This window comes from Lactobacillus sp. ESL0703 (assembly GCF_029433435.1).
Taxonomy (GTDB): domain Bacteria; phylum Bacillota; class Bacilli; order Lactobacillales; family Lactobacillaceae; genus Lactobacillus.
In genome coordinates, this window is the sequence record NZ_JAQTIB010000002.1 from 252,097 (window position 1) to 278,450 (window position 26,354).

A 26,354-nucleotide genomic window follows, 5' to 3' on the forward strand; every position below is an offset into this window, starting at 1 on the left:
TATATAATGGAAGACAAAAAAGCACTTAAGATATTATCTGACTTAATCAGTATTGAATCGGCCAACGATCACGAAACGGCAGTGGCTGATTACCTAGTTAAGTTGTTCAAAGATTATCCAGTAAAGATCACGCGGGTTACTTATGCCGAAGATCGTGATAATTTGGTCATTGACATGGGGACACAGGGACCACTATTAGGCTTTTCTGGTCATGAAGATGTGGTTTCCGCAGGTAGTTTAGATAATTGGCAAACGCCACCGTTTACCGCAACTATTAAAGATGGCAACTTATATGGCCGCGGTGCTAGTGACATGAAGTCAGGATTAGCTGCAATGGTTGTTTCGATGCTTGATTTACTAGAAAGTGGTCAAGAATTGCCGGGACGGATTCGTTTATTAGCCTCAGTTGGTGAGGAAACAGGCGAATATGGTGCAGCCCAACTAACTAAAGAAGGTTACGCCGACGACCTTGATGGGTTAATTATCGGCGAAGCATCTAACTGTGACATTGTGGTGACGCACAAGGGTGTTATTGATTATTATGTGACTGCCAAAGGTGTAACAGTTCATTCGTCAACACCGGAAAAGGGTAAAAATGCCATTATGCCGCTGGTTGCTTTTGCTCAAAAAACGCAAGCCAAGATGGATAGTCACGATCAAGTAGACCCAGTCTTAGGACCATTGACACATGTGATTAGTCAAATTCAGGGCGGCAGTCAAATTAATTCGGTTCCAGATAGTGCTTGGCTTTCGGGCAATATCAGAACAACGCCGCTTTATCCGAATGACCAAATTTACAAGGAACTTGAAGAAATTGTGGCTGAGTTGAACCAGCAGGGAGCAGAACTGACAATTCGTTATAGTTTCCCAGAAGTACCGCTGCCTAACCAGAAGCACACCAAGCTCGCCAAGTTAACGCAAGCTGTCATTAAGGAAACGATGACTTATGGTGGTGATTTTGTCGCCGATACGGGTGCAACTGATGCGTCGGAATATATCCGGGCTGCTGGCGACTTTCCAATTGTAATTATGGGACCAGCGCCGGGGGATGTTGCCCACGAACCTAATGAGTATACACCAGTAAGTAATTATTTAGCTGGCTGCAAGCTTTACCAAGATTTGGCTTGGAAGTTCTGGCAGGAATATGCAAAATAACAATAAAGGACCAAGGTCATGATTGATTTTGGTCCTTTTATTATCCTTGAAAGTTAAGCAGTATATAGTGTTAAAATTAATTGAGGTGAAAAATCTGATGAAAAAATGTTGGCGGCTATTTAAAGTCTTATTTAGACAAAAAACACGCTTAACTTATCGCGTATTTGGCATACAATTATTGGCTACAGTCGTTTGTTCATTAATAATGATCTTTACGACGCTGCAGGCAAACCGGTGGGAATCATATACCTATGATTTGCAAATTATCTTTATTTTGTTTGGTTTATTAGCAAATTTAATTTATCTTGGAATTACTTGTTGGCAAAATGAAAAATTTAATCATGACCAGACGTGGCGGTTAATCCCACTACATGATGACCAATTATATTTAACTAATACGATTTCTTCTGGTATTGCGTTTATTTATCTTGATTTTTTATTGGGTATTGAATTGGCATCAATGCTAGTGCTGCTTTATCCAGTTGATGAATATACCAGGCAGCAGATAGCAGCTTTTGGCTATTGGGTCACGCACTTAACCTTGTTAAAATGTGGGCAGTTACTATTAGCGGCGCTGTTATTATTGCTTATTGGATTAGCAATTTATCTGACAGTCAGCTGTTTGAATTTTAGCAGTCATGCTGTGATTGACTTTTGGTTTGGTAAGTCGCACCGGATTATCACTTGGCTGGTGCGGTTAGTAATGATTATTCTAGTTAGCTGGTTATTGGTGATTAGTTATAACATTTGGTGGGATGTAGTTGCCAATATCAGTCATTTTTTGACTGGCAGTTCTTACCAAGATATGGAAATGATAGTACCCAAAGTCGGCATAATTGGAGATTTTTGGCTCTTTTTATTTTATGACGCGATTGTGATGGCAGTTGATCTGTGGCTTTTTACTCGTTACGTTGAAGCTAAAATTAATAAATAAATTATATTAATATATAGTATTCGAAACTTGCACACGTTTACAATTGCTATGGCAAATATGATTTGACATTATTCATGGATAGTTATACATTATAACTAGCTATGTATATATGTTACCAATAATGATATGCTTGCCGATGAATTAGTCAAAAGCTATTAAATTTTACTTGCTAGCTTAAATATTATTTAGAATTTTTGGTTAATCCTCTTTATTAGTAATATAGAGGATTTATTTTTTTGCCCTAAATATAAAATTTCAATAGCTTGGAATTAGGCAGATTAACTTTTTGAGACTTGGGGAATAGTATGGAAGACTATTTGAATTTTTATCAAATACTTGGAATAATTCGCAAACATATAATTTTTATTATAACTAGTTTTGTAGTTTGTTTAGCTGCTGCAATAGGCATAGGAAAATTTGTCATCGCGCCGCAATATACGGCAACTACACAAATATTGGTCAACCAAAAGAAAGTTGGCTCTGACCTTAATGGCATCTATCAGGGCCAGCAAGCTGATGTGCAAATGATTAATACGTATAAAGATATTATTACTAATCAAGTGGTCTTAAAAGCTGCCAGTCAAAATTTGGCTAATCCAAGTGATACCATAAAACCCTATTATGTCAGTGTTAAGCAGCTTCGAAAAGATATTTCAATTACCAGCAATCAAAATTCACAGATCTTTGCTTTAAACGTAAAAAGTCATGATCCAGATGAAGCAGCGACGATTGCTAACGAGATTGCCAGTGTGTTTAAAAGTAAAATCAGTAAAATAATGAGCATTGACAACGTGATGATTGTTTCTAAAGCCTTACCGGTAAAGCAAAAAACATTTCCCAAAACCTCAGTAATGTTATTAATTGGTGCGGGTGTTGGATTGTTAATCGGTTTGAGCTATGCCTTTATCAAAGAAATAACCGATACGGCTGTTAAGGGTGACGAGTTTTTAACGACTGAACTTGGGTTGCCGAACTTGGGTCATATTTTTAGAATCCAGCCAGTTCAGAATTATAAGCGGCATCGGTGAGTTTTAATTAGCAAGGATATTTATGAAGATGTTTCATCGCAAAAAAAGCAAAAAATCTACTACAAGTAGCAAAAAAGGAATCAAGCTAATTGCTGACACTGATTCGAAAAATATTGTTTCTGAACAATTTCGAACGATTCTAACAAATATAAATTTTTCGGCGGTTAATCATGAATTGAAAACAATTCTAATTACTTCTTCGCAAGCTAATGAAGGGAAGTCGACTGTTTCCGCGAATTTAGCAGTTGCTTGGGCCAAGCAAGGGCGAAAAGTTTTATTTATTGATGCGGATTTGCGTCAGCCAACAATTCAAAGCGCATTTGGCTTACACGATAGCCGCCACGGTTTGTCAACAATTTTAGCAAGTGATGCAAGTTTTGATTTGGTAGTACATCAGAGTCCAATTAATAATTTAGCAATAATTACTAATGGCCCTATCCCACCTAATCCAGCGGCACTTTTAGGATCAAGACGAATGGAAAAATTGCTTGCTTATTTTAGAAATCATTATGACTTGCTAGTTTTGGATGTTCCGCCAGTACTCACAGTAGCTGATACTCGAGTTATTTCTCCAAAAGTGGATGGTGTTGTGTTGGTTGTTCGTCAAGGTCAAGCGCAAAAGGTTGCTGTTAAGAAGTCTGTGGAACTTTTGCAAATCGCTAAGGCTAATTTATTAGGCTACGTACTAAATGATGTGGTGCCAAAAAACAGGTCGTAATGTAAATGATTTCTGAATGAAGCAGCGATAAATGATGGCGGTAATTACTCAGCTAACATGTAATCCGAAATTTTTCAGAAAATTCCGAACTACTCAATAAAAGATTGAGCAATATTAGAAAATCCAAGAGATTTTAAATTTGTTGTAGTAAGGAAGAGGGCCAATGGAACTTAAAAATAAAATTTTGCTAGATCAAAATATGATTAATGGACGGAATATGTATCTTTTTTTAAAAAGACGTTTTGATATTGCGTTAAGTCTGCTGGCGCTAATAATTTTAAGTCCACTTTTTCTGGTAATTGCTGTTGCGATTAAATTAGATAAGAGTTCACCTGGGCCAATTTTTTATTCTCAAATTCGAATTGGCAAAAACGGCCGTAAATTTAGAATGTATAAATTTAGGTCAATGGTGGTCGATGCGGATGCACAATTTAATGGTTTGCTTCATAAAAATGAAGTTGCTGGGGCAATGTTTAAAATGAAGAATGATCCGCGCGTGACTAAAGTGGGAAGAATAATTAGGAAGCATAGTTTAGATGAATTGCCACAGCTCTGGAATGTATTAAAAGGGGACATGACTCTAGTTGGCCCTAGGCCACCATTAGAGCGTGAACTAACTGAGTATACAAATTTTGATATGCAAAGACTGGTAGTTAAGCCAGGCTGTACAGGTTTGTGGCAAGTGACAGAAAGAAATGCGGTTAGTTTTTATGAAATGGTCCAAATAGATATTATCTACATCAATAAAGCTAATCTTTGGCTAGATATGCAAATTTTGCTAAAAACTGTCGTTGTTGTTTGCTTTCCTAATACAACCTATTAGATAAAAAAGGAATTACTAATGAAAGTTTGTTTGGTTGGCTCTAGTGGTGGGCACTTAACTCATTTATATCTGCTTGAAAAATTTTGGCGGGATAAGGACCGTTTTTGGGTGACTTTTCCCAAAAAAGATGCAGTAAATTTATTGGCTAAGGAAAAAATGTATCCGTGTTATTTTCCAACTAATCGGAATTTGAAAAATTTAATTAGGAATACTTTTTTGGCAATTAAAATTCTTAAAAAAGAACGACCAAATTTGATAATTTCTTCTGGTGCAGCGGTTGCCGTTCCGTTCTTTTATGTTGGCAAGCTATTGGGAATGAAGACTGTTTATATTGAAGTATTTGACAGAATAAACAAGCCGACATTAACGGGAAGACTTGTTTATCCTGTCACTGACTTATTTATTGTTCAGTGGGAAGAAATGAAGCAGGTCTATCCTAAGGCAAAAAATTTAGGAAGTATTTTTTGATGATTTTTGTAACTGTCGGGACGCACGAACAACCATTTAACCGCTTAATCAAGAAAGTCGACCAACTAAAGGCCCAGAATAAAATTACGGATGAAGTATTTATTCAGATTGGCTATAGTACTTATTTGCCCCAAAATTGCCGGTATGAAAAATTCATTTCACCGGCCAAAATGCAGGCGCTAATTAACCAGGCTTCGGTAATTATTACTCATGGCGGTCCATCGTCTTTTATTGAAGTCATTAGACAGGGGAAGACGCCAATTGTGGTTCCGCGTCAGGAAAAATTCAACGAACATGTTAATAATCATCAATTAATCTTTTGTACTGACTTACAAAAGCGCGGTTTTCCCATTAAAGTTATTACTAATATTGAAGATTTGGCTGAAGCAATTCGTGCTGAAAAAGATAATAAGCAGCCTAAGTTTCATAGTAATAATCAAAAGTTCAATCAGAATTTGGAAACTTTGGTGAGGCAATTATTTTGAGGAATACGCAAATGATACCCAAAGTTATTAATTACTGCTGGTTTGGTAAGGCACCTCTGCCATCCGAAGTTCAGCGCTGCATAAGTTCCTGGCAAAAATATTGCCCAGATTATGCGATTGTGCGGTGGGATGAAAGTAATTTTGATGTTAATAAGTACGATTTTACAAGGGAAGCCTATGAAAAACAAAAATGGGCTTTTGTCTCAGATGTCGCAAGGTTAGACATAATCTATCATCATGGTGGCATTTATTTGGATACTGATGTTGAGCTAATTAAGAGTTTAGATTCGGTTCTGGCTGCGGAAGCTTATTTTGGCTGTGAAGATCGGCTGACAATTAATACTGGTGGGGGTTTTGGCGCCGTCAAGGGTAATAAACTTATCTGGGCTAATCTTAATGAGTATCAGAAGCTGCATTTTATTAATCATGACGGCACGTTTAACCAAATGATTTGTACGGATATAACAACACACTTGCTGGCAAAAAGAGGATTTAAATTTAACGGAACTAAGCAAAAGATTGATAATGTAGTTATCTATCCAAGTTCATATTTTTGTCCTGTAAATTTTTGGCAGGGAAAATTAACGATTAAGCCGAATACAATTTCAATCCACCATTATGCTGCTTCTTGGAAAGATGAAAAGAATAGGAATGGTAAGGTGCTAGTGATGAAGAAGTATCTGAAGCATTATATTGATTTTCTATTGGGTTATGGTACGTATAACAAAATTAAACGGTTAATCAAGTGATTTTGCGGCTATATAATTGATGATGGGGATTTACGTTTGAAAGTAACTACTGTAACTAAATTAATTATCATGATGTCTGTTATTGTTTCGATGATGGCAATTCTAAGTGGGGCAGGGCTAATTTCTAATTCACTTTCAAGTGCGATTCAAGCAGTTGTGAGTATGCTGGTAATGCTCGCAATTCTATTTTCAAATAATAAATTTAGTTATTCTTTTATTTTTCTATTTTTGTTGTCACTGTTTATTTGTCTAATAAATGGCGCGATGTATATGATTTCGGGTACATTGATGATTACCTTTATTTATGTACTGCATACGACAGTTGGTATTGATTCCAACAAAATATTGAAGTGGTTGGCAATTATCTCGGGGGTATCATTTGGTCTAATAGTATTAGCTAATTTATTAACCGGTCGGGGTGCAAATAACTTTGAAATGTGGCGCGGCAATGGTTATGTTTTTAGAAAATCTTTGGGCTTTACTCATCCTAACGTAGCGATGCAATTATGGCTGGCAGTGGTGCTGGATTTCTGTGCTATTAAACGAGCAAAATTTGAACGTGTGGCTAACTTGGCTGTTGGTATTCTGACCTACATTATTTATACGCAGACGCAGTCTAGAACTTCAACTTATGTTATTTTGCTTTATTGTCTGATCGCATTTATATTGGGGAATAAAATCTATCTGAGAGTTAATGCGACTGTTTCAAAATTAGTTTGCCTAATACCGATTGCACTCTTTGTGCTTTCTTTGTGTACTTTGTTTTACCAATATTCGCCACTATTGAATAATATGCTGTCAGGCAGGTTAGCCCTGTACAAACAATTTTATTCAATGTATGGTATCCATCTGTTAAAAACCCCACAGCTAGAATCGGCAATGTTTGATAATGGTTATTTGCAGGCATTACTTGCAAAAGGAATAATTTTTACAGTGCAATTACTATATATTTTGGTGATGATGGGGTGGCAAATTAAAAAAATGCGGATTAAAGATATACTGATCTTCACCATGTACGTCCTGCTTGGCTTCACTGAAACTTCCCTGCAGCACTTTGAACTGTTTATACCTGTTGCAATATTGCTAGCATCTAGTGCGTGGCAGGGTAAAGATGTGCAAGTGCAACCCGAACTAAGTTAAAGGCCGATACATGAAAGTCGTTAAAAACTATTTATATAATATTATTTACCAGATTTTTATTGTACTTGTACCTTTAGTTACTACGCCGTATATTGCGCAAGTTGTTGGGCCTCGAGGTGTAGGAATTAGTTCCTTTACTACTGCGACAATGCAATACTTTATTCTGCTAGGTAGTATTGGCATTAATTTATACGCTGAACGGCAAATCGCTTTTGTTCGCGATAACCATAAGTTAGTCACACAAACTTTTTATGAAATTTTATTTTTAAAAATTGGTACAAGTATTTTATCGTTTTTACTATTTCTGATTTTTTTGTCATGCATTAAGCAATATCACATCTATTATTGGGCACAATCATTTTCGCTGGTTGCCTCTGCTCTTGATATTTCATGGCTTTTTATGGGTGTGGAAAATTTTTCTGTAACTGTTATCAGAAACTTTATTGTAAAGATACTAACGGTTATTAGTATCTTTATTTTTGTTAAATCTCCTGCAGATTTGGTCAAATATATCCTGATTTCATCGGTTTCACTATTAATTGGCAACTTGACAATGTTTCCGAGTTTAAAAAAGTACGTTGGTCACCCTGACTTTAGGTCGTTAGCTATTTTGCGCCACCTTAAACCAGCACTAGCTTTATTTATTCCGCAAGTGGCTTCACAGATATACTGGGTATTGAATAAAACTATGCTGGGATCGTTAAAGAGCGTTCAAGCAGCAGGTTATTTTGATCAGTCAGACAAGATTGTGAAGATGCTGTTAGGAATAGTCACAGCAACGGGAACAGTGATGCTGCCGCACGTTGCCAATGCCTTTGCCAATAGAAATTATCGTAAAACAAAAGAATATCTGTATAAAAGTTTTTCGTTTGTTTCTGCAATTTCAGTGCCAATGACCTTTGGATTGTTAGTAATTGCACATAAACTTATTCCGTTATTTTTAACGGTCCAATTTACTGACGTAATTCCAATTATGATGGTTGAATCTTTTGTAGTCTTGCCGATTGCTTGGAGTAACGTGCTTGGTAACCAGTATTTGTTGCCAACTAATCAAAATAGAAACTATACTATTTCGGTTATTTTAGGGGCAGTTGTCAACGTACTGGGCAATATTATTTTTATTATCTTAAATGGTGCAGTTGGTGCTGCACTAACAACAGTTATTTCGGAAGCGGCAATAACTGGTTATCAACTTTGGGTAATTCGAAGACAAGTGAACTTTCGTGAATTATTCCATGAGTTTGATAAGTATTTATTTGCAGGCTTAATTATGTACGTATGTGTTCTGTGGCTTGACCGCGTGGTTGCTACTAGTTGGTCAATGTTAATAGTCGAAGTTATGGTGGGATTTGTTGTTTATTTAGCAGTATTATTTGTTCTAAAAGCTTCAATCTTAACAGTTTTTAAAAAGTTGGTTAATTAGCTTATTTAGAAAACAATTTTGCAATAGCTCTAATTAGCAAGTAGCCCATAATGAAGCCTAAGCCATTAGCGATCACGTCATTGATGTCAACCCAGCGGGCTGCAAGTGATAGGTTATCCAAAATAAACTGAGTTACTTCAATGAAGCAGCCAATTGCAATACCGGTAATCGTGATTAGCTTTAATTGCCACCGGTATTTTGTTATTGCTGCAATAATTATCCCTAAGGGAATAGTCATTAAAATATTTAACCAAAATCCTAGTTGACCAATTTCTTGAAAGGGAACGTAGGCTATGGGAGCCTGACCAACCATAATATAGGAAATTTGCTGATTACCAGCGGGCAAATTGACAGGTAGGCTGGGGGAGAAACATAGGTATCCTACTGCAGCGATCAAGATAAGTAATAGCAGCCAAGCGGCTGTATGGAAGTGCTTTTTCATAAATTTGATCCTTTAAAGAGATTATTGATTGTAAAATTTTAATCGTAATAGTTTTGTTTATAAACTAAAAACGACTTCTTAAGCAGAAGTCGTTTTCTTGATGTGAGAAACTTTTTTGTTTCCTTTAATAGTTATATTATTTTTTTGCATAACCTGCAAGTATTATTTGTAATTGAATGTTTACTTTAGGCAAGTAAAACCGCATCGTCTTTTAATTCAGTGCCAACGTGCTGCTGGAAAAGATCCATTAACTTAGGGACAGTCATCTTTTTCTTTTCTTCACCAGCAAGGTCGAGTGCGATTTTACCTTGATGAAGCATAATTAATCGATTGCCGTAACGGATTGCATCTTCCATATTGTGCGTAACCATGAAGGCAGTTAATTCTTGTTCGTTGATTAATTTTTCGGTTAATTGCATAACCGTGATTGAAGTCTGAGGGTCAAGAGCAGCAGTGTGTTCGTCAAGTAGGATTAAGTCGGGGCGTTTGAGGGTGGCCATTAATAAGGTAATTGCTTGGCGCTGGCCCCCAGAGAGTAGGCCAATTTCGGCATTTAAGCGATTTTCTAGGTTTAGGTCAAGTTGGGCAAGCTGCTTTTTAAAAAATTCACGGTCTTGACCTTTAACACCAGCACGAAAAGTTCGATGCTGTCCGCGCTTCATTGCAAGGGCAAGGTTTTCTTCAACAGTTAAGCGAACAGCGGTCCCCATTTTGGGGTCCTGAAAGACCCGACTGATGTTTTTGGCTCTTTTGGTAACTGACAGCTTGGTAATATCTTCGCCGTTTAGGATAATCTGCCCTTCTTGAATTGGCAAGGTTCCAGCAATACTGTTGAGCAAAGTCGATTTGCCGGCCCCATTACTGCCGATAATTGTGACAAAGTCGCCTGCGTTTAATTCGAGGTCAATGCCGCGCAAGACGCGATTTTCATTAACTGTGCCCTGTTCAAAAGTTTGGTGGAGATTTTTAATTTTTAGTACGTGAGACATTCTTAGTTCCTCTCTTGTGTAAGTGAAAGTTAGGTAGGGCAAGGCAGATGATTAAGACCAAAGCTGAAGCTAATTTAGCATCCGAAGGTTGAACATTCATCTGGAAGACTAATGCCAGAATTATCCGGTAAATAATCGCACCTAAGACCAGTGTTAGTAGACGCGCGGCAATCCCCAAATTATGAACCAGCACTTCTGCAATAATAATTGAGGCAAGACCAACAACCAGCGTCCCAACACCGGAGTTAAGGTCAGCGAAGCCGTTATTTTGCGCGAGCAGGGCACCGGAAAGAGCGATACAACCGTTAGAAATCATGTAACCGCAAATTTTCATGCTTTGGGTTTTAATACCATTAGCTGCACTCATTTCTGGATTGTCACCAGTTGCCCGCATAGCTAAACCAATCTCAGTTCTAAAAAAGGCAATTAAGATAATAATTACTAATAAAGCAATAATCGCGCCCATTACAATTACCGCATTGGTGCGTGACAGGCCCCAGTTTTGGGCAAGAGTAAAGATTGTATCTTTGCCTAATAAGGAGACATTGGCGGCATTTTTCATTACACGAGAAGTAATTGAATATAAGCCGGTCATGGTAACAATCCCAGCGAGTAAGTCGGGAATCTTTAACTTAGTGTTCAAGACGCCCGTGATTAATCCGGCGACCATGCCGCCGCCAAATGCGGCAATTGTGGCGAGAATTGGATTAACGCCCTGAATTAAGCACATGGTAGTAATTGCCCCGCCAAGCGGGAAGCTGCCTTCAGCCGTCATGTCAGCTAGGTCTAAAACTCGGAATGTCAAGTAAACACCAATTGCCATCAGTGACCAGAGCAGACCTTGGGACGTGGCTGAAATAAGTAAATCTCCAAAAGTATTCATTATAAATTATTATTCCTTATCTAGTTTAATTATTTAGGTGCTTTAATTGAGTTAGGATTGATCCCCAATGCCTTAGCCATCTTCTTATTAACGACTAATTTTAGATTGTTTGCTTTTTCAACAGGCATGTTTTCTGGTTTAGCTTTGCCTGATAAAATTTTAGCGGCCATTTTACCGGTTTGTCTGCCAAGGGCTTCGTAGTCGATTCCGATTGAGGCTAAGCCGCCATCTTTGATTTGGTCAGTTGAACCAGCAACTAATGGAATCTTCTTTTCCTTAACGACTTTACCAATTAGTGAAGAAGCTGAAGCGAAAGTGTTGTCTGTTGGAACGTATATTCCTTGAACTTTATCTGCTAATGTTTCTGTAACTTGTTGCACATCGTTGGTTGAATTGGCTGTTTTGACAATAACCTTAACGCCGGCCTTCTTAAGTGCGGCAATTGCTAGGTCAGCCTGAATTTTAGAATTGGCTTCACCAGCATTGTACATAATTCCGATCGTCTTAGCCTTCGGGACAATGGACAGCAGTAATTTGATTTGCTTGTCAATTGAGACCATATCGGTGGTTCCCGTAACGTTTCTTCCTGGTTTAGTTTCGGAATTAACAAGTTTTGCGGCCTTAAGGTCGGTAACGGCAGTAACAACAGTTGGGATTTTGTTTGTGGCGTTAGCTAAACTCTGCGCAGCTGGAGTGGCAATACCCAATAGTAAATCAGATTTTTCATTAATTAATTTATCACTCATACTCTTCAGATTATCCTGACTGTTTTGGGCATTTTGGTAATCAATTTTTAGGTTTTTGCCTTCGACGTAACCACCATCTTTTAACCCTTCTTTGAAGCCTTTATAAGCATCATCAAGGGATGGGTGCTGGACAACCTGCAAGACCCCGACATGCTTAACGGCTGTTTTGCTAGTTTTGTTTTGACTGCAGCCGCCGAGTAATAGTAGACCTGCTAGACTAACACCAGTAATTAATTTCTTGAGACGATGATTCATTGTGATTTCCTCCATAAAAAAATACTCACTTATTTCTAAGTGGGTATCTCAAAATCATCTTCAAATAATTGTTGTGATTAGCCACTTAGAAGTATGTGACTAATTGCAACAAAACTGCTTTAGCCATCATAGATAAATTCAAACTTGCGTTCCGTTTGAATTCACCTAGATGAACTCAAACATTATCTAAAATAGCTAAAGTAAAAACGAGTATTCAATTGTAATCCGCGACATGCTATTGTATTCATCAGAATTACCTCCAACTCTTAATGTGTAAATTATAAAATACTTAAAAAACAAAGTCAATTAAATTAATAAATTACTTTGTAAAGTTGTTTGCGACAATTTGCTCGAATTCATCTAATCGTTTACTAAAGGTGTTAAAAGCATCTTCTAAGTAATCAGGTTTGGTCATATCAACGCCGGCGCGCTTCATGATTTCTACAGGATAGTCACTGGAACCGGACTTCAGATAACCAAGATAAGCTTCACGCTGGCTATCAGTTCCATGGACAATATTATTAGCTAGGGCAGTTGCCGCCGCAAAGCCGGTGGCGTATTGGTAAACATAAAAGTTATAGTAGAAGTGGGGAATCCGTGCCCATTCTTTAGCAATGTCGCCGCCAGGTTCAACACTATTGCCGTAGTAGCGCTGGTTTAAATCACCGTAGAAACTATTAAGTCTGTCAGCAGTTAATGGCTCACCCTGAGCATCTTGCTCGTGGATAAACTGTTCAAATTCCGCAAATTGAGTTTGTCTAAAGAGTGTCCCTTTGAAGGAATCGAGATAGTAGTTTAAGACAAAGGCGCGGGTTTTGGGGTCAGTGACATGATCCAAGAAGTATTCTGTTAGAATATTTTCGTTAGTTGTTGACGCGATTTCAGCGACAAAGATAGGATAATCACCGTACACGTAAGGCTGAGTTTCGCGCGTGTACATACTGTGGACGGAGTGCCCAGTTTCATGAACCAGTGTGTAAAGTGAATCGATATTGTCTTCCCAATTGAGCAATTCATAGGGGTCAGTATCGTAAGAGCCGCCAGAATATGCTCCGGTAGCTTTATTTTGTGATTCAACGACATCGATAACGCGGTTATTGAAAATATAGTCAACGTGCTTTAAGTAGTCAGCACCTAATGGGGCCAAAGCCTTTTTGGCTTCTTGTTTGGCTTCATCAAAGGTGTAGGACATTAGCGGCTTACCAGTTAATGGCACGTACATGTCCCACATTTGCAAATCGTCTAAACCAAGAATTTTTTGGCGTAAACCAACATAGCGGTGAAGCAGGTCAAGGTGGGCATCAACTTCTTTAATTAAAGTGTCATAGACTACGGTTGGGACGCCATTTTCATGTAAAGCGGCACTGCGTGCAGAATCATAATTATGTACTTTGGCATTGTAATTATGTTCCTTGACGACACCAGAAAGTGTTGAAGCCAGCGAATTTTCGAATTGACCGTAAGTAGCATACATTGAATCAAAAGCATCTTGGCGCACGTCGCGATTTTGCGATTGAATTAATAAAGAATACAAACCATCAGAAAGCTGCACCATGTCGCCATCATCATTTTGGACGTAGCCGTATTCCATATCGGAATTGGTGAGAACGTTGAAGGTGTTTTCGGAAGTACTCATGGCATCGCCGGCATCGGCTACTAGTTTTTCTTCTGCAGCTGACAAGGTGTGCGGCCGCATTTGGGTAATCTGGTCGAGCCAGTGGTCGTAATTTTTAAGTCGCGGTTCTTCTTCTTTGAATTGGCTTAGTTTTGCTTCAGAAATTCCCAAAATTGCGGGATTAATAAAAGAAGTTGCGGCATCAAATTGACTGGCTAAGGCTTGAACTTGGGCAACATAACCTAAATAGTGGGCATTGCTCGTGTCAACATCGCTGGACAATGTCGCATAGGCGTAGAGTTTTTCCAATTTACGGCCAACTGTTAAGATCTCGGTTAGGCCATCATATAAGTCGTGTCCTGAGCTGGTAAAATTCGCCTGCAATTTGCTTAAAGTTTGTATTTTTGTTTTGGCTGTTGTATATTCGTGTTCCCAGTCAGTATCAGATTTAAAAACGCGGGTTAAGTCCCATTTTAATTCTTCGTCAACGGCGGTTCTTTTTGGAATTGTCATTAAAAAATTCTCCTTTTGTGTATCTAATTAATGTTAATAATGATTATGCTAAAAAGCAAAAAATAAGATATTATTAATTATATTTGATAATATTTTAATTCAAGTTTAAAAGTGTTACAAATACATTGGACAGTTATTGGAAGGGAATAGATAAAGGAATGAATCCAAACTCTAAACGAAGAGAAGACTATCACCACCGCTCTTCTTTAAATCTTCATCGCAATCATGCCTTCGCGGCTCCGGCCGCTGCTTTAAAAGGAAATGCGTTTTTGCGCATTGTGGGGATTGTTGCGGTTCTGTGTGTTAGCTGCGGTTTAGCTTGGGCAGCACACATGTATTTTAGCCTGCATAGCGCAATTGACGGTCAAGATGGTAACACTGCAACTTCCGCGCGAATTGCTAATAAACAGCCGATATCGGTTTTAATTCTTGGCGTTGACCAGGGAATTGAAGGCCGTCATGACAAGGGAAATTCTGATACCTTAATTTTAGCGACGGCTAATCCTGATAAGAATAAAGCGACGATGACTTCGATTCCTCGTGATACTTTGGTTAATATCTTGGGTGACCCAGGCGATAAATATAATATGTTCCGAATTAATTCGGCTTATGGTGTCGGCGGCAGTAGTGCATCAATGAAGACTGTTTCGGCGCTCGTTAATGTGCCGATTAATTATTACATCGAAGTTAATATGAAGGCACTGAAGAACTTGGTAGACGCCGTCGGCGGTGTTGATGTCAACGTACCATTTAAGTTCTCGTATGACTGGTGCGATTTTCATAAAGGAAAGCAACATTTAAATGGCCGGCATGCAGTTGCTTATGTTCGGATGCGCCACGATGATCCTCGCGGCGATTATGGCCGGCAGATGCGTCAGCGGCAGGTAATTACGGCAGTTGTCCACAAGGCAATGTCAGTTAATACGCTTACTAATTACCGTAAGCTGGTTAAGATCTTTACTAAATATGTCAAAACCAATTTAACTTTCAATGATATGCTTGCTTTAGCAATGAACTATCGCGGCTGCATGGACAATCTGGAGAGCGGCTATATCCAAGGCCATGATGCCTGGATTAATGGCTCATCAATTCAGGTTGCCCCAACTGCTATTTTGCAAAAAACTTCGGATCAATTGCGGACTAATTTGGGTCTTGAAACGGAGACTTTAGATAATGATGAGACACGGCTTAATAAGTTAAACGAAGAACGAAATAGTATTAAGTGGAAGGATCCCAATGCTTTCACTAATTATCAGATTTATTCCTCGGTTGTTTCTAATGATACTAATAATGACGATCCGGCTGACGATTCAAATTCAAATAGCAGCAATAATAATATTTTTGGTAATTAGCTTTTTAGGAGGGCAAAATGCATAAAAAATCACTTTTTCCAGTTATTTATGGCTTAATTTCGGCATTGATTGCCTTTATTGCTGCCTTTTTTGTCTGCCTGCGCAGCTTTGGCTGGACGGTATCCAATGCGGGGTTAACTGCGGGCGGCTTTGCTTTAGTCTTTTTTGTCTGGTCGTGGTTTCGCGGGCATGCATCTGTTGAGATTAAGCGGATTACCAGAGAATATCACTTGTCCGACCAAGATCTGGCCCGGATTACGGGAATGAAGGCTAGCGATTTTCCGGTTTATCAAGACAAATTACAATTAATTTTGCCTAAACGTTATTGGCCGCAGGTTCTGCAGGCACTGCAAAAGTATGAGCAGGAACGTAAACAGGCAGGACTATAATAGAAAAAAGCAATATCTGATTCAAAATCAGGTATTGCTTTTTTAGTTAAATTAAACCATCTTCGACCAAGCATTCGGCGATTTCAACGGTGTTCCAAGCTGCGCCTTTAAGCAAATTGTCGGAAACAATCCACAAATTGAAGGCACCGGGATTTTCTTCATCGGCACGCAAACGACCGACAAAAGTTTCGCGCTTGCCCGCAGCAGTGAGCGGCTGCGGGTAGAGCTGCTCTGCTGGATCGTCTTGAACAATAATTCCTGGCATTCTGGTTAATTGCTGTCGTAAACCTGCAACTGTTGCTTTTTTATCAGCAACTTCAATGTAAACTGACTCGCCATGGCCAAGTTCCACTGGGACTCTGACACAGGTTGCGGTGACCTTGATGTCGGGACTATCCATGTCGTCCAGTAAAATCTTTTTGGTCTCGTGGATCATCTTCCATTCCTCGTGAGTGTAGCCGTTATCTTCAAAAACGTCAATTTGCGGCAGGAGGTTGAAGGCTAATGGATAGTGGTGTGGTTCACCTTTAACTGGCGTAATCTTAGCCGTCATTGCTTCATTATTTAGGCGCTGCTGCGCTTGATGCAGCATTTCGTTCCAGGCAGCTTGACCGGCACCGGAAACCGCCTGGTAGGTTGAGACGATAACTTGTTTCAGGCCAAAAGCATGATAAATTGGTGCCAAGGCAATTACCATTTGGATAGTTGAACAATTGGGGTTAGCAATAATCCCGTGGTGTCTTTTTAGCGCTTCGCGATTAACTTCTGGAATTACGAGCGGGACATCAGGGTCCATACGAAAGGCGCTGGTGTTGTCGACACAGACGGCACCACTTTGAACGGCAATGGGAAGAAACTTTTGGGAGACGTTGCCGCCAGCAGATGCCAAAACTAAATCGACGTTTTTAAATGAATCCGGCGTCGTTTCTTCGACTGTTAAGGGTTCATTTTTGAATTTTAGGACTTTACCAGCTGATCTGGCAGAAGCGAGCAGTTTTAAGTTTTTAACGGGAATATTCGACTGCGCCAATTGACTAATTAAGCGGCTGCCGACAGCGCCGGTAGCTCCTAAGATTGCAACGTTATAACCATTCATATTATTACTTCCTTAATTATTTAAAAACTCGGCTATTCTTGTGAGTGCTTTGCGAATCTTTTCGGGATTGGCTGCGTAAGAAAAGCGAACATAGCCAATTCCACCATCGCCGAAGGCACTGCCGGGAATACAACCGACGCGGGCTTTTTGTGCTAGGTCGTACGCAAACTTTATATCGTCAGTGCCATATTCAGCGGGAATTTTGACGAATAAGTAAAATGCACCTTCTGGCGGGATAATCTCAAGACCTAGTTGACTTAGACCAGTGCTAATCAGGTCTTTGCGTTCAGCGTAAATTTTGCTGGCGTTTTGCGGATCGGAATCGCCGTTTACTGATAATGCTTCGGCGGCAGCAGCTTGCGTCATATTGGGGACGGCAGTTACTAACAGTCCGTGCGTCGTAGTCAGCAGTTTAGTTACTTTTTGCGGAGCGGCGATGTAGCCGACACGGTAACCGGTCATGGCGTGAGACTTGGACAAGCCGCTGATTAAGATTGTTTGCTTAGGGAGACAGCGCGCAATGGAATAATGCTTGGCATCATAAATTAGTTCGCTATAAATTTCATCGGAAATAACGTATAGCTGGTGTTTTTCTAAAATAGCGGCCAATTTTTTGATTAAACTCTCGGGATATTCACGTCCAGTTGGATTGTTGGGATAATTCAGGATGATGCCCTTGGCATTAGGATGTGCTGCTAGAGTTTGCGCTAATTTCTCTGGCTGCAATAAAAAATCATCTTCAGCTGTATTGATAGTAACTGCCTTAACGCCAAATAGGTGCAGCAGTGAAAAGTAAAGCGCGAAAGTGGGTGTGGGAACGATGACTTCATCGCCGGCGTTAAAGAGCGAAACAATCGTGGTCGCAATGGCTTCAGTAGCTCCAACGGTGACAGTCACTTCTGTTTCAGGGTCATAGGTTAAATTCTGTTTGCGTTTTAGATATTCACTAATTGCGCGAGCTAGTCTAAGATCGCCCATTTGTCTACCGTAATGCGATTCATTATTGTTGATGCTGGCAATCGCGGCTTGTTTGACATGTTCTGGTGTGTCTAGGTCAGGTTCGCCCACAGTTAATTTAATAATTCCGGGAATCCCAGAAATCTCTTGGTCAAATTTACGAATGGCTGATGGTGTTGTGGTTAGTAAACGCTGATTGGCAATTGCTTCTAAGTTAGCAGCTAGTTCTGGCATAAAATATACTCCTTCAGGTTAAATTAAGTTTTCAAGACCAACAATCAGTTCATCGAGCTGTAGAACTTGCTTTAGGGCGAGTTCAACACCAGACATGAATGAATTGCGGTCAAATGAGTCCTGTCTGATAGTTAAAGCTTCTCCTGCGCCGCCAAACAAAACTTGCTCGTGAGCAACGTAACCGGGTAAGCGGACCGCGTGAATAGGCACGCCGTAATAATCGCCGCCGCGTGCGGGGTTGTCGTTAAAGTCATCGGTTGTTTGCGGATCCCGATTTTGGGCAATTTCTTGGGCAGTTTTGATCGCTGTTCCTGATGGTGCGTCTTTTTTGTCGGCATGGTGCATTTCAATAATTTCTGCATTGGGAAAATATGCCGCTGCCATTTTGGCAAACTTCATTAATAAGACTGCTGACAGGCCGAAGTTGGGGGCAATAATGCCGCCAACTTTGAGCTTCCCTGCCAAAGTCTGCAGCTCGGTAGTTTGGCTATCAGTTAATCCTGAGGTGCCAATAACGGGTCTAATCTGGTGCTCAATTGCGAACTTGGTATTGGCGTAAACGGCACTGGGAGTGGTGAAGTCAAGCCAGATGTCGTATTGCCCAGTAATATCTGCCAGCTTGGTAAAAACTGCAGTACTTTGGTCTAAATGATAGTCACTTGGATCAAGGCTATTTAGGTGAGGCGATAGGACTGCTGCTAGTTGATAGTTTGGCAATTTTTGCACTAGCTTGACAGCTCGCTGTCCCATTGCCCCATTGAAGCCAGCAATTAAAACTTTAATCATGCTTAATCTCCTAACTGTAATCTGATCGGTTGACTTAAATCATCGTTTGGCATTCCGAATGCGCGGGCGAGTTGCTTTTGTTCATCGTCATTTAAGTTAGCGATTGGCAAGCGGCAGCCGCCAGTATGGAAGCCTTGGGCATTTAGTGCAGCTTTAACGCCGGATGGTGATGGAAACATGAACAAGGCTGCCATCTTAGGTGTTAATTTACGTTGCCAAGCTCCAGCTTCGGCAATGTTACCGGCAGCTAGCGCTTGGTACATTTGTTTCATTTGGTCACCGTAGAGGTGAGAAGCAACGGAAATTATTCCTTGGGCACCAACTGTTTTGGCCGCCAAGCTTTGTGCATCTTCACCGCTGAAAACCAAAAAGTCATCGGGTGCATGTTCAACCAAGTATTCCAAGTCTTCAACAGTAGTGCATTGCTTAACACCAATGATTTGGGGATTTTTCGCTAATTCCAAAATGGTAGCGTTGCTCATTGTGACACCGGTACGTCCGGGGATGTTGTAGATAATAATTGGCAGCGTTGAATGTGCTGCAACTGCGGTAAAGTGGGCAATCATCCCTCGCTGATTAGGCTTGTTGTAGTAGGGAACGACCACTAATTGTGCCGCCAGTCCTTTTATCTGACTGACTTGTCTGCTTAGTTCAATCGTAGCTTGCGTGTTGTTAGAGCCAGTACCAACGATTACGGGCACGCGATTGCCTGTGATTTCAACAAATTTTTGGTAAAGTTCTAACTTTTCTTCATTAGATAAGGTAGCGACTTCACCAGTGGTGCCGCCAATAACGAAGCCTTGGCTGCCGTGGTCTAATAAGTAATTGACCAGTTCCTCAAGCCCTGAATAATTAATCGTGTCATCATCGTTAAACGGGGTGACGATAGCTGTTAAAATTTCTGCATCTTGTAATAACATTGTTAATCCTTTCTATTAATTGTGCTGCATTCGTCTTTTTAAAAAGCCAGTTACGGCTTGCACGCCAATTGGGATTGCTCGCTCATCAGGGTTAAAACTTGCTGAGTGCAGGGAGCCATGTTCACCGACACCTAACCAGAACATTGCCCCCGGGATATGATTAGTTAAATAACCAAAATCCTCGCCAGTCATTGCCGGTTCTGTTTCGACAAAGTTGACTTGGGGCGCTTGTTTAAGATAATTAATCAAATCTGCGGTTAAGCTTGGGTCATTTTCAACTGGAAAATAACCGCCTTGGTTAAAGTTAATCTTGATATCCGCGCCATAACTTGTGGCTATGCCGGCGGCAACCTCACGCAAGCGCTGCTTAATTAAAACAATCATTTCCTGAGTTAAACCACGAATCGTGCCTTCGATATGGGCATTACCGGCAATGGCATTACGGACACTGCCAGCAGTCATTTTGCCCAAAGTAATGACACCAGCCTTTAGTGGGTCAATACTGCGCGAAATAATGGTTTGCACTTGCGTGATAAATTGCGCGGCGGCAACAATCATGTCATTGGCATTTTGCGGGTAGGCAGCGTGACCATCTTGACCGGTAAAGTCAACGTTGACTTCGGTTGTTCCCGCAAACAAGGTACCCTGCCTAGTTCCAATTGTTCCTACTGGTAATTGTGGGGTATCGTGCAATGCGTAAATTTCGTCTAGGGCTAATTTACCGGTAAACAGCTGCTGGTCATAAGCGATTTTGGCGCCACTTTCACTTTCCTCGGCTGGCTGGAAGAAGAAGACTAGATTGTCTTGCGGCTGCTGGGTGGCAAAGTAGCTTAAAGCGCCAAGAGCAATCGTCATGTGCAAATCATGACCGCAGGCATGCATGACACCGGGATGCTGCGATTGGTACGGAAGGTTATTTTGTTCGGTAACAGGCAGACCGTCAATGTCTGCACGATAACCGATTGTCTTATCAGCATTTTTCCCTCTGACGTGCACCATAATTGCCGTTGGTAGTGCGGGACAAGTTTTAATCGTTAAAAATTCTTGTGGCAATTCATTAATTAGTTGCAGTAAGAATTTTTGGGTTGCCGTTTCTTTTAATGCCAGCTCGGGAACTTGGTGGAGCTGGTGTCTAATTCTGACTAACTCCTGTTCGGTAAATTCAGTCATGTCATCACAGCTTTCGCAAACTGGCTTCTAGGCCAGTTTTACTTTTGGTCTTGGTATCAACCTGCTTGATTACTTTGGCTGGGACGCCGGCAACAACTGTCTTAGGCGCAACGTCTTTTGTCACAACTGCACCAGCACCAATTACTGCACCTTCGCCAACCTCAACGCCTTCTAAAATTGCGGCACCTGCACCAATTAAGACGTTGTCGCCAATTCTGACGGGTTTAGCTGAAACCGGCTCAATTACTCCTGCCACAACGGCATTAGCACCAACGTGTACGTTTTGACCAATAATTGCCCGGCCGCCAATCACGGTTCCCATGTCAATCATGGTGCCGGCACCGATTTCTGCGCCGATATTAATTACAGCGCCCATCATAATCACGGCCTGCTTGCCGATTTTGACGTGGTCGCGAATAATCGCACCGGGTTCAATACGGGCATCAAGTTGCGTATAGTCAAGTAGCGGCACGGCGGAGTTGCGCGCATCATTTTCAACATGGTAGTGGGTGATTTGTGCTTTGTTTTTGGTTAAAAATGGCTGAACATCTGTCCAATTACCGAACAGAATTCCGATTTTGTCATCTAAAAATGCCTCAACATTTTCAGGGACAGCTAGACTTGCCAAATTGCCCTGTAAATAAACCTTAACGGGTGTCTTTTTAGGGGCATTGCTAATAAAATTAATAATTTCTTGTGCAGTTTGCTTCATGGCTTCTCCTCGTGTTACTTAAAGATAATTCAGGTCTAATCTGGTTAAATCGGCAAGCGTCTCACGTTTAACGACTAATTTGGCGTGACCGTTTTCGGCGAAAACAACGGCGGGGCGACCGACGCGGTTGTAATTGGAAGCCATCGAGTAGCCGTAAGCTCCTGTTGCCAAAATTGCTAAAATATCACCAGGCGCGCTTAAAGGCAGTTGTTGGTCTTTTGCTAAGATGTCGCCGGATTCACAATAGCGGCCGGCAATTGTCACGGTTTCGACTGGCCTTGCTTGGGGATTAGCAGCTAAGACTGCCTGGTATTCAGCCTGGTAAAGGGCAGGACGGATATTATCGCCCATGCCGCCATCGACGCTAACGTAAGTGCGAATACCGGGAATCTTTTTGCGGGCGCCGATTGTATAGAGGCTGTAGCCGGCTTCGCCAACAATGGAGCGACCGGGTTCGATCCAAACTTCTGGCAGCGTTAAATTAGTCTGGGCAATTTCTTTTCTTAGTGTTTGCACCATACTGTTAATAAATTCTTGTGGTGTTAAAGGCTGGTCCTGATTGGTGTATTTAATGCCAAAACCACCGCCAAAATTTAAAACTTGCGGCTGATAATGGTATTTTTTCTGCCACATGGCTGCAAGTTGTACCATTTTTTGAACTAGGGCGGTAAAGCCTGCGACTGCCATAATCTGCGAACCGATATGAGCGTGGTAACCGCGTAAGTTCAGTTTGGGATTTTGTAAGACTAACTGCAGTGCCTGTTCTGCTTGACCTGACTGAACATCAAAGCCGAATTTACTGTCAACTTGGCCAGTTTGAATGTAGCGGTGGGTATGCGCTGAAATACCGGGCGCGATTCGCAGCATGATATTGACCGGCTGCTTCTGCTCAGGCAGCAGTTTGTTTAATAATTCCAATTCGTAAAAATTGTCAACGATAATCGTGCCAACATGATTGTCGAGGGCTAACTGCAATTCCGCAAGTGACTTGTTGTTGCCATGAAAGCTGACGTTTTCCATTGGGAAATTAGCCTCAACAGCAGTCATTAATTCACCAGCCGAAACAACGTCTAAGTGACCGTCTTCTTGGGCAATAACTTGGTCGATGGCCCTAATTGAAAAAGCCTTACTGGCATAACTAATTGCGTATTTAACGCCGGCTTTTTTGAATGCTTTATGAAATTGTTGTAATTGCTGCCTAATTAGGCTGACATCGTAAACGTACAGTGGTGTACCGAAATCGCTAGCGAGATCGATTGCATCGCAACCACCAATTGATAAATGTCCTTGTGAATTAACGGTAACCAAGTTGATTCCTCCAAAATTAGCTAACAAAAAAGGTTCTTTTGTTTGCGCTGAAACAAAAGAACCGAATTAATATCTGGTATCAAATTGTCGGAAGCGCTCCGTAGATTTTCTACGACAGTCCATGACTTATTTGGCCATGGCCCAGCTGTTAATTCCTGCTTGTGAATTAACGCTTCGGCAGCTTCCCCTTTTAATTAGCGTCATAGTTTTAGCAAAACTCGACTAATTTACTGATGGTCACTGCAACCTCTTCGATTGCATAAATATTATATTTTTTTGAGAATAATGTCAATGATTTTAATTTAAAAATTAAAATGCTTTGCAAGCTGAAAAAAATATTTTCCTTGCAGATAAAAAAATAAATGCTAGAATTGCACCTAAACTCGCGAAAAGACAGACTAGATTTTTTACAAAAAGGATTTGACCCAAAATGAAAGTAGTTAAGTTTGGTGGCAGTTCATTAGCAGACGGCCCACATTTTGAAAAAATTATTAAAATTATTACAACGGATCCAGAGCGCAAAATCATTGTGACTTCAGCTCCTGGTAAGCGGGATGAAACTGATTGTAAAATCACGGATTTGTTAATCGATTATGCACATAAAACTATTGCTAATCAGAGTTTGACTGCTATTCAGCAGCAGATTTGGCAGCGTTATGAGGAAATCGGCAGTTATTTTTCTGTGTCAACTGAAAAAATGGCGGTATTAAAGCAAATTTTGCTCAATTTACCAAAAAAAGAATATCTAAATAATAATTATTTATTAGCAGAATTTAAGGCGCATGGTGAAATATTAAATGCACACCTATTAACGTTAATATTGCAACAATTAAACTTAAATGCCTATTTTGCAGGTAGCGGCGAATTAGGTATTGAAGTAACGGCTAATCCACAAGATGCCATGATTGTGCCGGAAACTTATGACAATTTGGCTAAATATCATCTGCCGATCGGCTATTTGGTTGTGCCAGGCTTTTATGGCCTAACAAAGAAGGGGCAAATCGCCACATTTTCGCGTGGGGGTTCGGATATTACCGGTGCTGTTTTAGCTCGCGGCTTTCATGCGCGGGTGTATGAGAACTTTACTGATGTTGATGCGATTTATTCGGCTAATCCAGCAATTGTCAGGCACCCAAAGGCAATCAGCAAAATGACTTATCGAGAAATGCGGGAGTTGTCATATGCCGGGTTTTCAGTTTTTCACGATGAAGCAATTTTGCCGGCGATAGCTGGTAGCGTGCCGATTAATGTCAAAAATACCAATCACCCTAATCTTAAAGGGACAATGATTGTTCCAGCAAAGGATTTTCATGCGCTGAACGTAATTACGGGAGTGGCAACTGCAACGCACTTCTCAGCACTGTACTTACACCGTTATTTGTTAAACAAAGAGGTTGGCTTTACCCTGAAGCTGCTGCAGATTTTTTATAAGTACCATATTTCTTACGAACATATGCCGTCAGGGATTGATGACCTGACCGTGATTTTTGATGATCGGCAGTTTACCGCTGGCGTTCGCGAAAAGATGTGCCAAGAAATTAGGACGCAGCTGCAGCCGGATAGCTTAGAGTGGATTGATGATTATGCGATTATCATGGTAGTCGGCGAAGGAATGCGCAATAAAGTTGGCGTAATGGCCAAAATTATTGAACCGCTGGCGGCACAAAACATTGGTGTTCACATGATTAATCAGGGTGCCTCACGGATTTCAATTATGCTGGGAACTAAACGCAAGGATGCTCCAGCAGCGGTTAGACAAATCTACAACAATTTTTTCACACAAGGAGCAAAAATAAATGATTAATATAGAAAAAGTTCATGGCTCGCAAAACAGCTTCTTTTTGCTAGACCAAACTAAATTAGTTAAGCCGCTGACAACTGCAGAATTACAGAATTTGGCAATTAAATTGACGGATGAGCAAACAGGGCTGCTTGGCGGCAGCGATGGCTTATTAGTGGTTGAACCGGCGACCACGCCAGCAGCTATCGCGCAAATGCGCATTTTTAACAAGGACGGTTCACAGGCATTGATGTGCGGCAATGGCTTGCGCACGGTTGCACGATATTTAACTGGCAAATTTCATCAGCGTGAGTTTTTGGTGCAGACGGCTGCTGCGAATTTACGTGTGCAGCAATATCCGGATTTGGCTTCTGGTGTACCGGCTTTTAGTGTTGAGATTGCGCCGGTTTCGTTTGCGGCAGATGATGTCGGCTGGCATAATTTAGCTTTCAGCAAAATTATTAATCAATCCATTCCGGCTTTTTCTGATCGTTTAAAATTTACAGCGTTAGCAGTACCTAATCCACACTTAATTAGTTTTGTGTCAGATATTCATGAAGCTCATGAAATTTTGGGGCAGTTGGGTCAGGAACTAAATCATCCCAATCAATATTTTCCCGATGGGGTGAATGTTAGTTTTGCGCAAATTTTAGCTCCTAACAAATTATTTGTGGAAACATACGAACGCGGTGTCGGTTTTACCAACGCTTGTGGAACGGGAATGTCGGCGACCAGCTTGGCAGGACACTTGACCTATCCCAAGCAGGTAGCTGCGGATGAATTGCTAACAGTTTATAATCCGGGCGGCTTGGTCAAGACAAAAATTCACGCGGATACTGATAATTACTGGGTTGAACTAATTGGTAATGCAACGGTTACTCACCATATATACCTTCCTGAGGAATGCTTACATGAGGGAGAATTTGACCAGCAACAGATTAGTGTAGTTGAAACTGACGAACAGGAAGCATACTTGAAATTTGTGTCTACTTTCAAAAATATGTAAAAGACTTTAGCGAATTTTTGTTGTGAGTGCTTTTTAGGCAGACAAAAATCCGCAATTACAATCAAGTTTATAATTGGGGATTTATTAGTTTAGTAATTTATTTAATTAAAAGATTTCAAAAGAAAATATGCTAGGCTAAAAGCCTAGCACGTTTTCTGTAAGTGATTTAATGAATAGAGCATATATTTGCTCAATCCTGCTAGGTGTTTAATCTAGCAGGTGACTAAATCTATGATTATCAGTGTCTTGATTGCAAAAGCTATCAGACTGATAAATTA

Annotated in this window: 26 protein-coding genes and 1 riboswitch; of the genes, 14 read left to right on the plus strand and 12 right to left on the minus strand. The window is 40.6% G+C overall.

What is annotated here, in order from left to right; genetic code table 11:
- Window positions 1–6: 6 nt before the first annotated feature.
- The 10 genes from PT278_RS03675 (at window position 7) to PT278_RS03720 (ending at window position 8,923) form a co-directional block, all read left to right on the plus strand.
- Window positions 7–1,155, plus strand: coding sequence for an ArgE/DapE family deacylase (locus tag PT278_RS03675; RefSeq protein WP_277130395.1), 1,149 nt, complete (start codon window positions 7–9; stop codon window positions 1,153–1,155).
- A gap of 97 nt (window positions 1,156–1,252) precedes the next feature.
- A complete protein-coding gene (locus PT278_RS03680; RefSeq protein ID WP_277130397.1) occupies window positions 1,253–2,089 on the plus strand; it encodes a hypothetical protein in 837 nt (278 codons plus the stop codon).
- Window positions 2,090–2,394: 305 nt separating this feature from the next.
- On the plus strand, window positions 2,395–3,117 hold the full coding sequence (locus PT278_RS03685; RefSeq protein ID WP_277130398.1) for a Wzz/FepE/Etk N-terminal domain-containing protein: 723 nt from the start codon (window positions 2,395–2,397) through the stop codon (window positions 3,115–3,117).
- Window positions 3,118–3,139: 22 nt separating this feature from the next.
- Window positions 3,140–3,835, plus strand: a complete 696-nt coding sequence (locus PT278_RS03690; protein WP_277130399.1) for a CpsD/CapB family tyrosine-protein kinase — start codon at window positions 3,140–3,142, stop codon at window positions 3,833–3,835.
- Window positions 3,836–3,998: 163 nt separating this feature from the next.
- The gene (locus PT278_RS03695) at window positions 3,999–4,658 is read left to right on the plus strand and encodes a sugar transferase (protein WP_277130401.1); all 660 of its coding nucleotides are present in this window, start codon (window positions 3,999–4,001) and stop codon (window positions 4,656–4,658) included.
- A gap of 18 nt (window positions 4,659–4,676) precedes the next feature.
- Window positions 4,677–5,126 (plus strand): PssD/Cps14F family polysaccharide biosynthesis glycosyltransferase, encoded by a 450-nt coding sequence (gene pssD, locus PT278_RS03700; protein WP_277130403.1) that lies wholly within the window; start codon window positions 4,677–4,679, stop codon window positions 5,124–5,126.
- Window positions 5,126–5,611 carry a glycosyltransferase gene (locus tag PT278_RS03705; RefSeq protein ID WP_277130405.1) on the plus strand — a complete coding sequence of 162 codons (486 nt, stop codon included), beginning with the start codon at window positions 5,126–5,128 and terminating at the stop codon, window positions 5,609–5,611. Before pssD ends, PT278_RS03705 begins: the two co-directional genes overlap by 1 nt.
- A gap of 11 nt (window positions 5,612–5,622) precedes the next feature.
- Window positions 5,623–6,360: a glycosyltransferase gene (locus tag PT278_RS03710; protein WP_277130407.1), complete on the plus strand. Its 738-nt coding sequence runs from the start codon at window positions 5,623–5,625 to the stop codon at window positions 6,358–6,360.
- A 36-nt stretch (window positions 6,361–6,396) separates the two neighbouring features.
- Window positions 6,397–7,500: a polysaccharide polymerase gene (locus PT278_RS03715; protein WP_277130408.1), complete on the plus strand. Its 1,104-nt coding sequence runs from the start codon at window positions 6,397–6,399 to the stop codon at window positions 7,498–7,500.
- A gap of 10 nt (window positions 7,501–7,510) precedes the next feature.
- Entirely contained in the window at window positions 7,511–8,923 is a 1,413-nt protein-coding gene (locus tag PT278_RS03720) for a flippase (protein ID WP_277130410.1), read from the plus strand.
- A gap of 1 nt (window position 8,924) precedes the next feature.
- Here PT278_RS03720 and PT278_RS03725 read toward each other — a convergent pair whose 3' ends face one another.
- The 5 genes from PT278_RS03725 to pepF form a co-directional block, all read right to left on the minus strand.
- Window positions 8,925–9,365, minus strand: a complete 441-nt coding sequence (locus tag PT278_RS03725; protein ID WP_277130411.1) for a VanZ family protein — start codon at window positions 9,363–9,365, stop codon at window positions 8,925–8,927.
- A 185-nt stretch (window positions 9,366–9,550) separates the two neighbouring features.
- Complete coding sequence (locus PT278_RS03730; RefSeq protein ID WP_277130413.1) at window positions 9,551–10,354, minus strand: ABC transporter ATP-binding protein; 804 nt, start codon at window positions 10,352–10,354, stop codon at window positions 9,551–9,553.
- Window positions 10,332–11,237, minus strand: coding sequence for an ABC transporter permease (locus PT278_RS03735; protein ID WP_277130415.1), 906 nt, complete (start codon window positions 11,235–11,237; stop codon window positions 10,332–10,334). The genes PT278_RS03730 and PT278_RS03735 overlap by 23 nt, the downstream gene beginning before the upstream one ends.
- Window positions 11,238–11,266: 29 nt before the next feature.
- The gene (locus PT278_RS03740) at window positions 11,267–12,238 is read right to left on the minus strand and encodes an ABC transporter substrate-binding protein (protein WP_277130417.1); all 972 of its coding nucleotides are present in this window, start codon (window positions 12,236–12,238) and stop codon (window positions 11,267–11,269) included.
- Between the two features lie 319 nt (window positions 12,239–12,557).
- Entirely contained in the window at window positions 12,558–14,366 is a 1,809-nt protein-coding gene (gene pepF, locus PT278_RS03745; RefSeq protein WP_277130418.1) for an oligoendopeptidase F, read from the minus strand.
- A gap of 158 nt (window positions 14,367–14,524) precedes the next feature.
- Here pepF and PT278_RS03750 point away from each other — a divergent pair, with 158 nt between their 5' ends.
- Window positions 14,525–15,718: an LCP family protein gene (locus PT278_RS03750; protein ID WP_277130420.1), complete on the plus strand. Its 1,194-nt coding sequence runs from the start codon at window positions 14,525–14,527 to the stop codon at window positions 15,716–15,718.
- Between the two features lie 17 nt (window positions 15,719–15,735).
- Window positions 15,736–16,107 carry a hypothetical protein gene (locus tag PT278_RS03755; RefSeq protein ID WP_277130422.1) on the plus strand — a complete coding sequence of 124 codons (372 nt, stop codon included), beginning with the start codon at window positions 15,736–15,738 and terminating at the stop codon, window positions 16,105–16,107.
- Between the two features lie 46 nt (window positions 16,108–16,153).
- On the opposite strand, the gene PT278_RS03760 is transcribed toward PT278_RS03755, so the two are convergent.
- From PT278_RS03760 to lysA, 7 genes are read right to left on the minus strand one after another with little or no spacing between them, the layout of a single operon-like run.
- Window positions 16,154–17,203 carry an aspartate-semialdehyde dehydrogenase gene (locus PT278_RS03760; RefSeq protein ID WP_277130424.1) on the minus strand — a complete coding sequence of 350 codons (1,050 nt, stop codon included), beginning with the start codon at window positions 17,201–17,203 and terminating at the stop codon, window positions 16,154–16,156.
- A 12-nt stretch (window positions 17,204–17,215) separates the two neighbouring features.
- The gene (locus tag PT278_RS03765; RefSeq protein ID WP_277130425.1) at window positions 17,216–18,394 is read right to left on the minus strand and encodes an aminotransferase class I/II-fold pyridoxal phosphate-dependent enzyme; all 1,179 of its coding nucleotides are present in this window, start codon (window positions 18,392–18,394) and stop codon (window positions 17,216–17,218) included.
- A gap of 18 nt (window positions 18,395–18,412) precedes the next feature.
- Window positions 18,413–19,180, minus strand: coding sequence for a 4-hydroxy-tetrahydrodipicolinate reductase (gene dapB, locus PT278_RS03770; RefSeq protein WP_277130427.1), 768 nt, complete (start codon window positions 19,178–19,180; stop codon window positions 18,413–18,415).
- Between the two features lie 2 nt (window positions 19,181–19,182).
- Entirely contained in the window at window positions 19,183–20,100 is a 918-nt protein-coding gene (dapA, locus tag PT278_RS03775; RefSeq protein ID WP_277130429.1) for a 4-hydroxy-tetrahydrodipicolinate synthase, read from the minus strand.
- Between the two features lie 15 nt (window positions 20,101–20,115).
- Window positions 20,116–21,270 (minus strand): N-acetyldiaminopimelate deacetylase, encoded by a 1,155-nt coding sequence (locus tag PT278_RS03780; RefSeq protein WP_277130431.1) that lies wholly within the window; start codon window positions 21,268–21,270, stop codon window positions 20,116–20,118.
- 4 nt (window positions 21,271–21,274) lie between these two features.
- Complete coding sequence (dapD, locus tag PT278_RS03785) at window positions 21,275–21,982, minus strand: 2,3,4,5-tetrahydropyridine-2,6-dicarboxylate N-acetyltransferase (protein ID WP_277130432.1); 708 nt, start codon at window positions 21,980–21,982, stop codon at window positions 21,275–21,277.
- 18 nt (window positions 21,983–22,000) lie between these two features.
- The gene (gene lysA / locus PT278_RS03790; RefSeq protein WP_277130699.1) at window positions 22,001–23,296 is read right to left on the minus strand and encodes a diaminopimelate decarboxylase; all 1,296 of its coding nucleotides are present in this window, start codon (window positions 23,294–23,296) and stop codon (window positions 22,001–22,003) included.
- A 77-nt stretch (window positions 23,297–23,373) separates the two neighbouring features.
- Window positions 23,374–23,550, minus strand: a riboswitch (Lysine riboswitch).
- A 170-nt stretch (window positions 23,551–23,720) separates the two neighbouring features.
- Between lysA and PT278_RS03795 the strand changes: the two genes are divergently transcribed.
- On the plus strand, window positions 23,721–25,094 hold the full coding sequence (locus PT278_RS03795) for an aspartate kinase (RefSeq protein ID WP_277130434.1): 1,374 nt from the start codon (window positions 23,721–23,723) through the stop codon (window positions 25,092–25,094).
- Window positions 25,087–26,076 carry a diaminopimelate epimerase gene (dapF, locus tag PT278_RS03800; protein ID WP_277130435.1) on the plus strand — a complete coding sequence of 330 codons (990 nt, stop codon included), beginning with the start codon at window positions 25,087–25,089 and terminating at the stop codon, window positions 26,074–26,076. The genes PT278_RS03795 and dapF overlap by 8 nt, the downstream gene beginning before the upstream one ends.
- The last annotated feature ends 278 nt before the right edge of the window (window positions 26,077–26,354 follow it).

What these genes read in the sequence shown, in the direction of transcription:
- PT278_RS03685 (WP_277130398.1), top strand. Translation starts at nt 2,395, where the DNA reads ATGGAAGACTATTTGAATTTTTATCAAATACTTGGAATAATTCGCAAA.
- PT278_RS03725 (WP_277130411.1), bottom strand. Translation starts at nt 9,365, where the DNA reads ATGAAAAAGCACTTCCATACAGCCGCTTGGCTGCTATTACTTATCTTG.
- PT278_RS03765 (WP_277130425.1), bottom strand. Translation starts at nt 18,394, where the DNA reads ATGCCAGAACTAGCTGCTAACTTAGAAGCAATTGCCAATCAGCGTTTA.
- PT278_RS03760 (WP_277130424.1), bottom strand. Translation starts at nt 17,203, where the DNA reads ATGAATGGTTATAACGTTGCAATCTTAGGAGCTACCGGCGCTGTCGGC.
- PT278_RS03795 (WP_277130434.1), top strand. Translation starts at nt 23,721, where the DNA reads ATGAAAGTAGTTAAGTTTGGTGGCAGTTCATTAGCAGACGGCCCACAT.
- pepF (WP_277130418.1), bottom strand. Translation starts at nt 14,366, where the DNA reads ATGACAATTCCAAAAAGAACCGCCGTTGACGAAGAATTAAAATGGGAC.
- PT278_RS03720 (WP_277130410.1), top strand. Translation starts at nt 7,511, where the DNA reads ATGAAAGTCGTTAAAAACTATTTATATAATATTATTTACCAGATTTTT.
- dapF (WP_277130435.1), top strand. Translation starts at nt 25,087, where the DNA reads ATGATTAATATAGAAAAAGTTCATGGCTCGCAAAACAGCTTCTTTTTG.
- PT278_RS03710 (WP_277130407.1), top strand. Translation starts at nt 5,623, where the DNA reads ATGATACCCAAAGTTATTAATTACTGCTGGTTTGGTAAGGCACCTCTG.
- PT278_RS03695 (WP_277130401.1), top strand. Translation starts at nt 3,999, where the DNA reads ATGGAACTTAAAAATAAAATTTTGCTAGATCAAAATATGATTAATGGA.
- PT278_RS03680 (WP_277130397.1), top strand. Translation starts at nt 1,253, where the DNA reads ATGAAAAAATGTTGGCGGCTATTTAAAGTCTTATTTAGACAAAAAACA.
- dapA (WP_277130429.1), bottom strand. Translation starts at nt 20,100, where the DNA reads ATGTTATTACAAGATGCAGAAATTTTAACAGCTATCGTCACCCCGTTT.
- dapD (WP_277130432.1), bottom strand. Translation starts at nt 21,982, where the DNA reads ATGAAGCAAACTGCACAAGAAATTATTAATTTTATTAGCAATGCCCCT.
- PT278_RS03705 (WP_277130405.1), top strand. Translation starts at nt 5,126, where the DNA reads ATGATTTTTGTAACTGTCGGGACGCACGAACAACCATTTAACCGCTTA.
- PT278_RS03690 (WP_277130399.1), top strand. Translation starts at nt 3,140, where the DNA reads ATGAAGATGTTTCATCGCAAAAAAAGCAAAAAATCTACTACAAGTAGC.
- PT278_RS03755 (WP_277130422.1), top strand. Translation starts at nt 15,736, where the DNA reads ATGCATAAAAAATCACTTTTTCCAGTTATTTATGGCTTAATTTCGGCA.
- PT278_RS03735 (WP_277130415.1), bottom strand. Translation starts at nt 11,237, where the DNA reads ATGAATACTTTTGGAGATTTACTTATTTCAGCCACGTCCCAAGGTCTG.
- PT278_RS03675 (WP_277130395.1), top strand. Translation starts at nt 7, where the DNA reads ATGGAAGACAAAAAAGCACTTAAGATATTATCTGACTTAATCAGTATT.
- dapB (WP_277130427.1), bottom strand. Translation starts at nt 19,180, where the DNA reads ATGATTAAAGTTTTAATTGCTGGCTTCAATGGGGCAATGGGACAGCGA.
- PT278_RS03740 (WP_277130417.1), bottom strand. Translation starts at nt 12,238, where the DNA reads ATGAATCATCGTCTCAAGAAATTAATTACTGGTGTTAGTCTAGCAGGT.
- PT278_RS03780 (WP_277130431.1), bottom strand. Translation starts at nt 21,270, where the DNA reads ATGACTGAATTTACCGAACAGGAGTTAGTCAGAATTAGACACCAGCTC.
- PT278_RS03750 (WP_277130420.1), top strand. Translation starts at nt 14,525, where the DNA reads ATGAATCCAAACTCTAAACGAAGAGAAGACTATCACCACCGCTCTTCT.
- PT278_RS03730 (WP_277130413.1), bottom strand. Translation starts at nt 10,354, where the DNA reads ATGTCTCACGTACTAAAAATTAAAAATCTCCACCAAACTTTTGAACAG.
- pssD (WP_277130403.1), top strand. Translation starts at nt 4,677, where the DNA reads ATGAAAGTTTGTTTGGTTGGCTCTAGTGGTGGGCACTTAACTCATTTA.